This is a genomic window from Bartonella sp. P12B (assembly GCF_055796185.1).
The window spans coordinates 1-12,744 of record NZ_JBTTDI010000010.1; the positions used below are offsets into that span (position 1 = coordinate 1).

The 12,744-nt window shown below is 41.4% G+C and carries 10 protein-coding genes and 2 pseudogenes; 9 read left to right on the forward strand and 3 right to left on the reverse strand.

Annotation, left to right across the window (positions count from 1 at the left end; all coding sequences use genetic code 11):
* Window positions 1–418 precede the first annotated feature (418 nt).
* From pyrF to AC0QT1_RS06545, 4 genes are all read left to right on the forward strand, one after another.
* Window positions 419–1,279, forward strand: coding sequence for an orotidine-5'-phosphate decarboxylase (gene pyrF / locus AC0QT1_RS06530; RefSeq protein ID WP_473201934.1), 861 nt, complete (start codon window positions 419–421; stop codon window positions 1,277–1,279).
* A 195-nt stretch (window positions 1,280–1,474) separates the two neighbouring features.
* Window positions 1,475–1,615, forward strand: coding sequence for a hypothetical protein (locus AC0QT1_RS06535; RefSeq protein ID WP_473201913.1), 141 nt, complete (start codon window positions 1,475–1,477; stop codon window positions 1,613–1,615).
* A gap of 206 nt (window positions 1,616–1,821) precedes the next feature.
* Window positions 1,822–3,309 (forward strand): histidine--tRNA ligase, encoded by a 1,488-nt coding sequence (hisS, locus tag AC0QT1_RS06540; protein ID WP_473201914.1) that lies wholly within the window; start codon window positions 1,822–1,824, stop codon window positions 3,307–3,309.
* Between the two features lie 587 nt (window positions 3,310–3,896).
* Window positions 3,897–4,427: a replication protein gene (locus tag AC0QT1_RS06545; protein ID WP_473201915.1), complete on the forward strand. Its 531-nt coding sequence runs from the start codon at window positions 3,897–3,899 to the stop codon at window positions 4,425–4,427.
* Between the two features lie 394 nt (window positions 4,428–4,821).
* On the opposite strand, the gene AC0QT1_RS06550 is transcribed toward AC0QT1_RS06545, so the two are convergent.
* Complete coding sequence (locus tag AC0QT1_RS06550; RefSeq protein WP_473200722.1) at window positions 4,822–5,346, reverse strand: redoxin family protein; 525 nt, start codon at window positions 5,344–5,346, stop codon at window positions 4,822–4,824.
* A 227-nt stretch (window positions 5,347–5,573) separates the two neighbouring features.
* On the opposite strand from AC0QT1_RS06550, the gene AC0QT1_RS06555 reads away from it, so the two are divergent.
* A complete protein-coding gene (locus AC0QT1_RS06555; protein WP_473201916.1) occupies window positions 5,574–7,199 on the forward strand; it encodes an alpha-D-glucose phosphate-specific phosphoglucomutase in 1,626 nt (541 codons plus the stop codon).
* A gap of 279 nt (window positions 7,200–7,478) precedes the next feature.
* Here the strand turns inward: AC0QT1_RS06555 and fumC are convergent, their stop codons facing one another.
* Window positions 7,479–8,867: a class II fumarate hydratase gene (gene fumC, locus AC0QT1_RS06560; RefSeq protein ID WP_473201917.1), complete on the reverse strand. Its 1,389-nt coding sequence runs from the start codon at window positions 8,865–8,867 to the stop codon at window positions 7,479–7,481.
* 234 nt (window positions 8,868–9,101) lie between these two features.
* Between fumC and groES the strand changes: the two genes are divergently transcribed.
* The 4 genes and pseudogenes from groES to AC0QT1_RS06580 all read left to right on the forward strand — a co-directional run bounded on the left by groES (window position 9,102) and on the right by AC0QT1_RS06580 (window position 12,351).
* Complete coding sequence (gene groES / locus AC0QT1_RS06565) at window positions 9,102–9,398, forward strand: co-chaperone GroES (protein WP_004865053.1); 297 nt, start codon at window positions 9,102–9,104, stop codon at window positions 9,396–9,398.
* A gap of 58 nt (window positions 9,399–9,456) precedes the next feature.
* The gene (gene groL / locus AC0QT1_RS06570) at window positions 9,457–11,100 is read left to right on the forward strand and encodes a chaperonin GroEL (protein WP_473201918.1); all 1,644 of its coding nucleotides are present in this window, start codon (window positions 9,457–9,459) and stop codon (window positions 11,098–11,100) included.
* 236 nt (window positions 11,101–11,336) lie between these two features.
* Window positions 11,337–11,466 (forward strand): annotated as a pseudogene (locus AC0QT1_RS06575) (integrase); the annotation flags it as partial.
* A 549-nt stretch (window positions 11,467–12,015) separates the two neighbouring features.
* Window positions 12,016–12,351, forward strand: coding sequence for a zinc ribbon domain-containing protein YjdM (locus AC0QT1_RS06580; protein ID WP_473201919.1), 336 nt, complete (start codon window positions 12,016–12,018; stop codon window positions 12,349–12,351).
* Between the two features lie 126 nt (window positions 12,352–12,477).
* Here the strand turns inward: AC0QT1_RS06580 and AC0QT1_RS06585 are convergent.
* Window positions 12,478–12,701: pseudogene (locus AC0QT1_RS06585) on the reverse strand (Arm DNA-binding domain-containing protein); the annotation flags it as partial.
* Between the last annotated feature and the right edge of the window lie 43 nt (window positions 12,702–12,744).

The following is a 12,744-nucleotide window of genomic DNA, read 5'->3' on the forward strand; positions in this document are numbered from 1 at the left end:
CGTCATAAAGGGGACGACTAAAATCATTCCCTCTAAAGAAAGGGCATGGGAAAAGCGTAGAGGGACGTAATTTGCTGTCAAAACATTTTGAAATCCAATTCTCCCCTTGCGTCAACGCAAAGTTTGTGAGCGCTCATGCTATTTTGCCAATCTCTGCAGACAAACAGATTATTCAAGGGCAAAAAAACATATCTCAAATCAAAACGCTCCTCTTAACGCAATAAAGAACGCTTTTCTTAAGCATGATGTGTTGTGAAATAATCACTTGTCTTGTTTGTTCTGTTGTGAAATAGGAAAATATTTCCTTTTGCATGGGAACTATGGTACCGGTTCATTGTGAAAAATAAATTTCGGTTTTCAATAAATTCCTTTTTCGTTCCTATCGAAAATGGAAAGAGAGAGTGTCTTGGGTGTGAGTATGTTTTGTTCGACTTTTTTTAAAAACCGTGAAATCTATGGACCACTTTGTGTTGGTTTCGATCCTAGTCATAAAGTTTTGCAATCATGGAATTTAAGTTGCGATTATAAAGGCTTAAAAGAGTTTTGTGACATCCTCTTAGCCGCGGTTGTTGGTAAAGTGGGTGTGATAAAGCCGCAAGTCGCTTTTTTTGAGTTGTATGGTGTGGAAGGTCTTCAAGTGCTCAAAGAGCTCATTGAAGATGCACGCGAACAAGGCTTATTGGTGATTGCTGATGCAAAAAGGGGGGATATTGGCTCTACTGTTGAAGCTTATGGGAGAGCTTGGCTCGGGTTAAGCAGTGCGTTCAAGGCGGATGCCATGACAGTCAATCCTTTTCTGGGGTTTGATGCGTTGATCCCTCTGATTAAAATTGCTGAAGAAACAGAAGCAGCGGTTTTTGTGGTTGTTCAATCTTCGAATCCAGAGGGGGAGACACTTCGAAATGCGCGCATCGGTGATCAGACACTTTCTGTTCATTTGGCACAGCGCCTTTGTGATTATAATAGCCAGTCTGTTGCTCAACATTATGCTGTTGGGCATTGTGCCGTTGGGCCCATCGGGGCGGTCATTGGAGCAACTTTGGGCAGTGAATCGAGAGAGACAATTGAACAGTTAAAAAACAGTCTGTTTCTTGTTCCAGGGATTGGGGCTCAGGGGGGAACAATTCCTCAACTGACAAACCAGTTTCCGCAAAATTTGTGGCAGAATATTATTCCCTCAATTTCAAGGTCGATTACAGATGCTGGTCGTAACAGTGCGGATTTAAAAACGCTGATCAATCATTTTGCACAGCAAGCGAAAAGCACACTGATGCCTTGAGATTTTTTGCAGAGGCAATCAATCTATCAAGCTCTTATAAGGAGGGTGCTTTTTTCTCGAAAAATGATTTTAGCTCCTCTGAAATCAGCAGCTGTTTTGATGCTTTCAAGAAAACATGCATGGGTTTCTTGAGATTGGAGGGCGCATGAGAAGGTGTTTTAAGGGAAGGGGAATGGAGGGAAAAGAGTGTAGGAGATGTGTTTTGAGAGGCATTGTTTAGGAGCAAATAAGCAAATCATTGTGGGGGATGGTAGGGGGAAGTTTTGTGAGGAAATTATTGCGGAGAGTTTTGTGGCTGCGGGTCATTTTTTTAGCGATAATTGGCTTTTTAAGTGATAATTGGAAAAATATTCATAGAAAGCTGGGATTTTGCGATTAAAAGTGCGCGTGTTTTTATACGCTTAAAGGTGAGGAGTCTCCTCTTTGGAAAGCGAGGGGTGGTCTTTATTGTGCTGGGTTGAGAGTGATAAAGTTATTGCAGCCTTTGTTCCTATAAGATAGACACAAGTCATCCGTGAACCAAATTGTTGTTAGAGAAAAGCATGTCATCGAAACAAGAAAAAACCAAAGCTCGTTTACCGCGTGGTTTTGTTGATCGCACAAATGCGCAATTATATGCAACTGAGACCATGATTGCACAAATTCGTGAAGTTTATGAACTTTACGGTTTTGAAGCGCTTGAAACACCGATTTTTGAATATACAGATGTGTTGGGTAAGTTTTTACCTGATGAAGATCGTCCCAATGCGGGGGTTTTTTCACTCCAAGATGATGATGAACAATGGATGTCTTTGCGCTATGATCTTACCGCGCCACTTGCACGTTATTTTGCAGAGAATTTTGAAACTTTGCCAAAACCTTATCGGAGTTATCGTCTTGGTTTTGTTTTTCGCAATGAAAAGCCCGGACCAGGGCGGTTTCGGCAATTTATGCAATTTGATGCCGATATTGTTGGAGCGCCAACAGTGGCAGCGGATGCTGAAATTTGCATGATGGCAGCCGATAGTTTGGAAAAATTAGGGTTTCAGCATCATGAATATGCCATTCGTCTTAATAACCGAAAAATTCTCGAGAGTGTTTTAGAGTTGATTGGTTTGGCAGGAAATGAACAGCTTGAAAAACGCTTAACTGTTTTAAGGGCAATTGATAAGTTGGATAAATTTGGTCCTGAAGGGGTGCGTTTGCTATTAGGGAGGGGGCGTTTGGATGAAAGTGGTGATTTTACAAAAGGGGCGGAGCTTAAGGATAAAGATATTGAGTGTATTCTTTCCTTAACTGCTGCTGGGGCAAAAACAGCAGAGGAAACCCTTGATGCTTTGAGAAAAGTGGTTGGTGATCACGATCAAGGGCTTGAAGGAATTCGTGAGCTTGAGGAAATGCAAGCAATTTTTGTCGCGAATGGCGCTGAGAATCGTATCAAAATTGATCCATCGGTGGTGCGGGGTTTGGATTATTATACGGGGCCTGTTTTTGAGGCTACCTTACTGCTTGATGTGCTCAATGATGATGGACAAAAGGTTGTCTTTGGCTCTGTTGGGGGGGGCGGGCGCTATGATGGGTTGGTGGCTCGCTTTCGCGGAGAAAATGTTCCAGCAACGGGCTTTTCAATTGGGGTCTCTCGCTTGATTGCTGCTTTGCAAAATCTCGGAAAATTGCCGGTGAAGGAAACGTTAGGACCGGTTGTGGTGCTGATGATGGATAAAGAGCCTGAGGCTGTTGCTGCTTATCAAAAAATGGTCAGAAAATTGCGTGGTGCCGGAATTCGTGCTGAACTCTATTTAGGAGCAGCGGGGATGAAGGCGCAGATGAAATACGCTGATCGGCGAAAAGCGCCTTGCGTGGTCATTCAAGGATCACAAGAGCGTGAGTGCGGAAAAATACAGATCAAAGATTTGATTGAAGGAGCGCGGTTGTCTCATGAAATTAAGGATAATCAAACATGGCGCGAAAGTCGACCAGCGCAAGTGATGGTTGATGAAGAGCAATTGGTCAAAGCAGTGCAGGATATTTTGAAAACACAAAGGCAATGATGGTAAAAGTTCCTATGGAAAGAATTGTGAGCGATATTTGGGAAATTTGAGCTTCAATTTTTGAAATCTGTACTTTTCTTGTTTCTATGTCTTGATGTTCTTATGCAAAATCGAGTTATTTTTTGAGCCAGTGCGGCAACAATGAGAGATTTCTTAAGAGGTATAAGCACGCTTTACTAAAAACGCGTCCTTTTGAGGGGCATGATAACATCTTCATAACCAAAAAACTTTAACAACCAAAAAATCTTGAGAAATTTAAGGGCTTTACGGAACGATTCTCAAAAAGTTTACAAAAATATTGACAATAATTATATTCGCTTAAGCTTTGGATTCTCATCCGTTGGCATCAAATCCTTTGATGTGCTCTTCTTAGTGGCACAACAAAATCTAGCCTTCTTGAAAGGGAGAATTAAAGAGTTTGATCTGAAAAGACTTTTTAAGTTTAAAAAATAATTGAATGACTTAAATCGAACAATTTTTACAGGAAAATATTGGGATCAATTGTCAGTGCCTATAATGGTAACTGTTTGGTAATATGCGTTTTTTCATAAAATCAATGCATTACAATGCATTAATGGAGAAATACAATGGCCCAATATGATTTTACCTTGCTCTATGAACGAAATCCTTTTATTCTTGAAAGACCTGAGGATATTGGAAAATCATTTCAGCTTCCTTCTTCACACTTCGGATTTGAAGATCTGCCCCAAATCACATTTTCAGGAGCGTCTGAGAGTCGGCGTATGATCCTTGGGCTCTCCTTTATTGGTATGAAAAGTTTTTTTGTTATGCTGTGGCAAGTGGGGAAAATGTTAGAGGAGGATGAAGTGGATTTATGGTTTGATCAGGTAACATTAAATCAGGATATTCTCACTGAATTCTTGTCCTGTGATTTTTCTACTCAAGAACCAGAATACCTTAATTTTACAACTTTTAAAGAAGGTATTGACGAATTAGAATGTAACAAAATTATAGCGAAAGGGACAAAAAAGGATTGTTATTTTATAAATCCAGATATTTTTGGGGTTGCAAGAGGTGATGAAGAGTGTGACTTTGATGAAGATGAAGAAATGGATGTGGTTTTCACGGGAGATCCCTCGAATAAACAGTTGTTTTAGAAATCATTTTGAAATTTAAAAAGAAATCTTAATTCTTGAGAGTCAATGATTTTAAAAAATAAAATTGAGGATGAATAGTCCTCGCAATTGCATAAAAAGTCCCCCTTTTGATGAGGGGGGGAGACTGCTATACGGAGGCTGTTTGGGGGACGGTATACCTCTTTGACATCTCTTACAATGGATCTTTCTTTAGTCTCCATGAGGATGGAGGGTTGTTCTTTCAATCATTATGAGGGTTGGTATGATGAGAGAGTGATATGTGCGTTTCGTAAAATATTCTCGTTACATTTTTTGCACTCAAAAATTTCTAAAAGACAAACGGCACAAATTCATCCTCGCGAAGGAATTTATGCCGTGAAATCTGTGCTTTTAAATATTTGAATGAGAGATGAAATTAGCCTTGTAAGGTTTTTAAAACATTTTTTGGTGAAGAAATCTCATAAGGATCTGTCGTACAATTATCTGAAAAACCTGGTTCTTCGAACCATTTTTCAATGACACCATCGTTAATAACAGCGGCATAACGCCATGAGCGCATGCCAAAACCAACATTGTCTTTTGCAACTAACATCCCCATTTTGCGGGTAAATTCCCCCGAACCATCAGGGATTAATTTTACATTTTTAATTTCTTGCGCCTTTCCCCAAGCGTTCATGACAAAAGCATCATTGACGGAAAGGCAATAAATTTCATCAATGCCTGCTTTTTTAAATTCATCATAAAGTTTTTCAAAATCAGGCAGTTGAAAGGTTGAACATGTAGGGGTAAAAGCTCCTGGAAGAGAAAAAAGAATAACCCGTTTTCCTTTAAAATACGCATCACTGTGAACCTCTTGCCATCGATACGGATTATCTCCACCAACGGAATCATCGCGGACACGTGTATGGAAAGTGACATTGGGAACGGTTTTTTTTATCATAATTATGCTCCTGTATTTTTGTGAAAATTGCGTTTCGAAATAGATCCCTTCTTTAAATATGCACTTAAACCTCATTTTTAAATATGCTTTCAAGAAGGTGTCTTAAAAAGTCTTCTATACTTAATGAGTGTGCAAGTATTTCATTGTTGCGTCAAGGGAAATTAATGGTCGACTTTGTGTGATATTCACTTTAAAATTAAAGGGGAGAGTATGAAGGCACCTTTGCGATGATAAAGACAGTTTTAACAACGGCTTTTGATGATCAAAAACCGGGAACCTCTGGTTTGCGTAAAAAAGTGTCGGTTTTTCAACAACCCCATTACGTGGAAAATTTTATCCAGTCTCTTTTTAAGAGCATTGCAGATCTTGAGGGAAAATGTCTCATTCTTGGCGGAGATGGGCGCTATTTTAATGCTACCCTTTTGCAAACTGTGCTGAAAATGGCAGCGGCCAATGGTGTTGCTTGCGTAAAAGTAGGAAGAGGGGGCATTCTTTCCACGCCGGCTGTTTCGCATCTTATTCGCAAAACGCATGCCCATGGGGGGCTTATTCTCTCAGCAAGCCATAATCCTGGTGGTTTAGAGGGGGATTGTGGCATCAAATACAATATTGCCAATGGTGGACCTGCTCCCGTTTCTCTGTGTGAAGAGATTTTCACTACATCACAGCAGCTTTCTTTTTATAAAATCTTTGAGGCGCCAGATATTGATTTAGAAAGAGAAGGGACAACTTTTCTAGGGGATATGCGGGTTGATATTATTGATCCCGTTGCCGATTATGTCGCTTTGATGCAGGAGATTTTTGACTTTGATTGTATTGCTCAGGCTGTGAAAGAAGGCTTAACTTTGCGCTTTGATGCAATGCATGCGGTAACCGGACCTTATGCCTATGAAATTTTTGAAAAATGTTTGGGATTTCCTGAAGGAACGGTGGTAAATGGTGTTCCCTTACCCAATTTTGGAGGAGAACATCCAGATCCCAATTTGGTTTATGCCAAGGGGCTTTATGATCTTTTAATGTTGCAGCAAGCGCCTGATCTTGGGGCGGCGTCTGATGGGGATGGGGATCGTAATCTCATTATTGGGCGTGGGCAATTTGTGACGCCTTCTGATTCCTTGGCGATTATGGTGGAATATGCACATCTCATTAAAGCGTATCGCCAAGGCATTGTGGGGGTCGCTCGCTCTATGCCAACAACGCGTGCTGTTGATTTGGTTGCTGAAAAAAAACAGTTAAATTGTTTTGAAACACCAACGGGTTGGAAGTTTTTTGGCTCACTCTTGGATGCGGGAAAAGTAACCTTTTGTGGGGAAGAAAGCTTTGGAACAGGCTCTCATCATATTCGCGAAAAGGATGGTTTATGGGCGGTGTTGTTTTGGTTAAATCTTTTGGCGGTGACAGGGAAAACTGTCGCACAAATTGTGCACCATCATTGGGCTACCTATGGACGTTTTTACTCTTTGCGCTATGATTATGAAGAAGTGGACGAGGAAAAAGCCAATGCACTTATAGAGCAATTGCGGGCTCATTTACCACGGGCGGGAACCGAAATTGCTGGACTCTTGGTCGAAAAAGCAGAGGACTTTACCTATCATGATCCCGTTGATCAGAGTGTGAGTAGCAGGCAAGGTCTGCGTATTTTTTTCAAAAATGGAGCACGGTTGGTGGTGCGCTTATCGGGAACGGGAACGGTGGGGGCTACCTTGCGGCTTTATTTTGAGCAGTATGAAGGCGATCCACGCAAACATTTTCAAGATCCGCAAAGGGTTATCCAGCCTTTGCAACAGGTTGCGTTCAAATTGTTGGATATAAAACAGCAATTGGGTCGTGAAAAGCCCGACATTATGACATAAAGCTTTCGATTAAAATGTTTCTTCTTTTCTGTGGTGTGAAGCGCTTTTTGTCGAGTGGAGCGCTTTCGAGGTTTCTGGCATAAGTCTCTCCGCTGCTCTCTTGAGGGTGTTGTGCGTTGCGTTATGTCCTTGATCTTTGCGCAAAAAATTAGATTTTTGCATTCGGTAATTGTGAACGCATTGAAGAGAGAAAACATCGGACCGTAAAAGGTCCGATGTTTTCATCAATCAAGATTTTTGCTGCTTTTATTGTTTATTATGCGGGCTCGTTGTGCGAGCTTATTGCGGTTGAATCATCTTTTTAGGATCAACCAGTCGGTCATAAGTTTCCCCAGAAACGCCTGCTTTTATGGCCTCAACACGCAACGTTGTATCATTTTTATGGGCTGCTTTGGCAATTTCAGCAGCTTTTTCATAGCCAATTTCTGGGGCAAGAGCTGTTACCAGCATTAAGGAGCGTTCCATGAGAGTGTGAATATGGATTCGATTGGCACGTAACCCTTGTATGCAATGGAGATCAAAAGAGCGCATGCAATCACCAAGAAGCGTAATCGACTGTAAAACATTATAGCCAATCACTGGTTTATAAACATTGAGTTCAAAATGTCCCTGACTAGCAGCAAATGTTACACTGGTATGATTGCCAAAAACTTGGCAGGCAACCATCGTCATTGCTTCACATTGTGTGGGATTGACTTTACCCGGCATGATAGAAGAGCCTGGTTCATTTTCGGGCAAATTTAGTTCTCCCAATCCTGAACGTGGACCTGAACCCAAAAACCGAATGTCATTGGCAATTTTGAATAAATCGGCGGCCAGAGCATTGAGACTGCCGTGGAAATGTGCAAGGGCTCCATGATGGGCAAGAGCTTCAAATTTATTGTCAGCGGTCTTAAAAGTGATCCCTGTCAGGGTGCTGATTGTTTGCGCAAAGGCAACATCAAAACCTTGCGGTGCATTGAGCCCTGTTCCAACCGCTGTGCCTCCTTGGGCAAGCATTTGCACATCGCTTAGAGCTGTTTCAATGCGTTGGCGGTTGGCTTCTAAGGCAGAACGATAGCCTGAAAATTCCTGTGCGAGAGTGAGAGGGGTTGCATCTTGGGTATGAGTCCGGCCGATTTTGATGATGTCGGCAAATTCTTCCTCCTTTTTCTTTAAAGTCATAATAAGGGCTTCAAGAATGGGAAATAAGTGTTGGCGTGTTTGCAATGTGGTGGCAATATGAAGCGCTGTGGGAAAAGAATCATTTGAGGATTGACTCATATTGACATGGTCATTGGGGTGAACCGGTTTTTTGCTGCCTAATTTTCCTCCTAACAGCATGCTGGCATGGTTGGCAATCACTTCATTGACATTCATATTGCTTTGGGTTCCAGAGCCGGTTTGCCAAACAGAAAGGGGAAAATGGGTGTCGAATGCCCCTGCGAGCACTTCGTCAGCAGCTGTAATGATCGCTTTGCCAATTTTTTCTGAAAGTTTGCCCTTTTCCATATTCACAATGGCTGCTGCTTTTTTGATAAGGCTTAAGGCATAAATGACGCTGAGAGGTTGTTTTTCACTGCCGATATTAAAATTATGCAGAGAACGTTCAGTTTGTGCACCCCAGTAACGATCTTGCCGTACGGCAATCGTTCCAAAGCTATCGGTTTCCTGACGTGTTTCAACCATGACTAAGATCCTTTTTGTTCGCAAATTTAATAAAAAGCTAGATAACGCAAAATAGAAAAGAGAGGCAAGCCTTTGAAGGCTCTTTAGAGAAATTATTTTATTAATCATCCTTGACATCTGTGAGCAGCGATTTTATATTCCAACTGCTGTTAGCACTCGTAGTTTGAGAGTGCTAGCAAGAACTTAAGATTAATTCAATTTTATCAATTATATTAAGTTTTAAGGATTTAAAACATGGCTAATATACAATTCCGCCCACTTCACGATCGTGTCGTTGTTCGTCGGGTTGAATCTGAAAATAAAACCGCTGGTGGCATTATCATCCCTGATACTGCAAAGGAAAAACCTCAAGAAGGTGAAATTATTGCTGTTGGCAATGGCGCTCTTGATGACAACGGAAAGCGTGTGCCTCTCGAAGTGAAAGCAGGGGACCGTATCCTCTTTGGAAAATGGTCTGGCACTGAAGTAAAGATTAATGGGGAAGATCTCCTCATCATGAAAGAATCTGACATTATGGGTATTCTAGGCTAATTTAAGAATCCCAATTTTTTGTTTTGTACTATTTGAGATAATTTCAAGGAGAAATTAAATGGCTGCTAAAGAAGTCAAGTTTGGCCGTGAAGCGCGTGAGCGTTTGTTGCGCGGTGTTGATATCCTTGCTAACGCTGTTAAGGTAACCCTCGGCCCTAAAGGGCGCAATGTGGTGATCGATAAATCATTTGGTGCACCTCGCATCACAAAAGATGGTGTATCCGTTGCAAAGGAAATCGAACTAGAAGATAAGTTCGAAAATATGGGTGCGCAAATGTTGCGTGAAGTGGCTTCCAAAACCAATGATATTGCTGGTGATGGAACAACAACGGCAACTGTTTTGGGACAAGCTATCGTTCAAGAAGGCGTAAAAGCCGTTGCTGCTGGTATGAACCCAATGGATCTTAAGCGTGGAATTGATGCTGCTGTCGATGAAGTGGTAGCAAATCTCTTCCAAAAAGCGAAGAAAATCCAAACTTCAGCAGAAATTGCACAAGTGGGAACAATTTCCGCTAATGGTGCGGAAGAAATCGGTAAGATGATTGCTGATGCTATGGAAAAAGTAGGCAATGAAGGCGTCATTACCGTGGAAGAAGCAAAAACTGCTGAAACGGAATTAGAAGTCGTGGAAGGGATGCAATTCGATCGTGGATATCTTTCCCCCTATTTCGTCACCAATGCTGAGAAAATGGTGGCTGATCTCGATGATCCTTACATTCTCATTCATGAGAAGAAATTGTCTAATCTCCAATCTCTTCTTCCAGTGCTTGAAGCTGTTGTTCAGTCTGGTAAGCCATTGCTCATCATCGCTGAAGATGTTGAAGGGGAAGCTTTGGCAACACTCGTTGTTAATAAGTTGCGTGGTGGTTTGAAAATTGCTGCCGTGAAAGCGCCAGGATTTGGTGATCGTCGTAAAGCAATGCTTGAAGATATTGCAATCTTAACATCGGGTCAGGTGATTTCTGAAGATGTGGGCATTAAACTTGAAAATGTCACTTTGGATATGCTTGGACGGGCTAAGAAAGTGAATATTTCGAAAGAAAATACCACGATTATTGATGGTGCTGGGCAAAAAGCTGAAATTAATGCACGCGTTAATCAAATCAAAGCACAAATTGAAGAAACAACTTCTGACTATGATCGTGAAAAATTGCAAGAAAGACTTGCTAAACTCGCTGGTGGTGTTGCCGTTATTCGTGTTGGCGGTGCAACAGAAGTTGAAGTGAAAGAAAAGAAAGATCGTGTTGATGATGCCTTGAATGCAACACGTGCTGCTGTGGAAGAAGGTATTGTTGCTGGTGGTGGTACCGCATTGTTGCGTGCAGCAAATGCGTTGACCGTTAAAGGAAACAATCCTGACCAAGAAGCTGGGATTAATATTGTTCGTCGTGCACTCCAAGCACCAGCTCGTCAAATTGCAACGAATGCCGGTGAAGAAGCAGCAATTATTGTGGGTAAGGTCTTGGAAAACAATGCCGATACCTATGGTTACAACACTGCAACCGGTCAATTTGGTGATTTGATTGCTTTGGGAATTGTTGATCCTGTGAAGGTTGTGCGTTCTGCTCTTCAGAATGCTGCTTCAATTGCGAGCCTTCTTATCACGACAGAAGCAATGGTTGCTGAAATGCCAAAGAAAGAAACCCCAATGCCTCCGATGCCTGGTGGCGGAATGGGTGGAATGGGTGGAATGGATTTCTAAGCCCTTTCATAAAAATAAAGAGGACGGGTCCATTGGGCCCGTTTTTTTAAACCCTTTTTTAATCGATGCTAATTGGTTGATTTATAACGATAATTTATCGTTTTTCCTATTGAATGAGATTCCCGAATATTGTAAGATTCTCTTAAATCCTCTCATTTTGAATCAAGTGATATCATTTATTTGCACGTCAGAAGTGGGGCTGGCGTGTGTGTAAAGATTTAAAGAAAGAAGTAAAAATGCCTCTTATGAATCATCTGAATAGTAAGGGCTGTCGCAACATTGGATGTTGACAAAGAGTATGATGAGGCCGGCTTGTCCCTTCATAAGCGTAAAGATGGCGGTGCTCAATGGCTTTATCGGTATACCAGAGCGGCGTATTGTTGAGATATGTATCGCGTGAAGTTGCTGATTTGATTGCTTTGGGAAGTTGATCGCGTGAAGGTTGTCCGTTGTGCTCTTGCCCATGCTGCTTTAATTGCGAACCTTCTTATCACGATACAAGGCAATAGTTGTTGAAATGCTAAAGAAGAGATCCCAATGCCCCCAATGTTTAGAGGTGGAAGGGGCGGAATGGTTTTCTAAGCCCTTTCATAAAGATAAAAATGGATCAAGAGAGTGTCATTTTTTCTGTGATTTTTTCTTATGGTTGCACTGTGCTCTTCTTGTGCCAAGAGATCTTATGCTTCATTGATGCATTTTTTTAAGAAGTGTTTTGATGGTCATGTTATTTTAGAAGATGTTTTGGTCTTTAGCAAAATTTCGCTTTTATTTCTTGTGAGATGATTTTAATCGCGAAGCATTTTAGAAAAATGCCATGTTTGTGTTGTGCTTTAGCAATGGACAGTGAGGATATATTGCTCTATTGAGGGCTCAGAGGGATGACTTTTCTTGAATGAATAAATTAGAGGTAATCTTATGAATCAATACCCTAAATGTCCGCACTGTGGTGGGATTTATACTTATGAAGAGGGTGAAAATTTCTTATGTCCTGAATGCGCCCATGAGTGGCCACAAAAGAGGGAAGATTCTTTTGCCTCGGAAATTGTTTATGATGCGAATGGTCAGGTTTTGACAAATGGCGATAGCGTTATGGTGGTGAAAGATCTTAAAGTAAAAGGCGCAGCCTCCGTTCTCAAAACTGGGACTAAGGTGAAGAATATTCGCCTGGTTGATGGAGATCATAATATTGATTGTAAGATTCCTGGAATTGGCCAAATTGGCTTAAAATCAGAATTTGTTAAAAAAATTTAAGCGGTATCGAGTTGAAGCACTTGCTGTTTGTTTAAGTGCATTTGCTTGTGATGAAGAGAGGAGGATCTCTTCTCTTCTTTTAAAGTTTGCTAAGATGTTTTGGCGCCAATATCAAAGATTTTGTGGCAAAATAGAACGCCATTGGGTTGCACATTCACGAGCTTTTTTAAGAAACATTTCTTAAAGCATCAAAACCCATTTTACGACACTACCCGTGGATAGTATAACGATAAAGCCATTGAACACCACCATCTTTACGCTTGTGAAAAGACAAGCCGGCGCCGTCATACTCTTTACCAGCCCCCAATGTTGCGACAGCCCTTGCTATTCAGACGATTCATAAGAGGCATTTTTACTCTTTTCTTAGAGTTTTTGTCCACACACCAGCCCCTC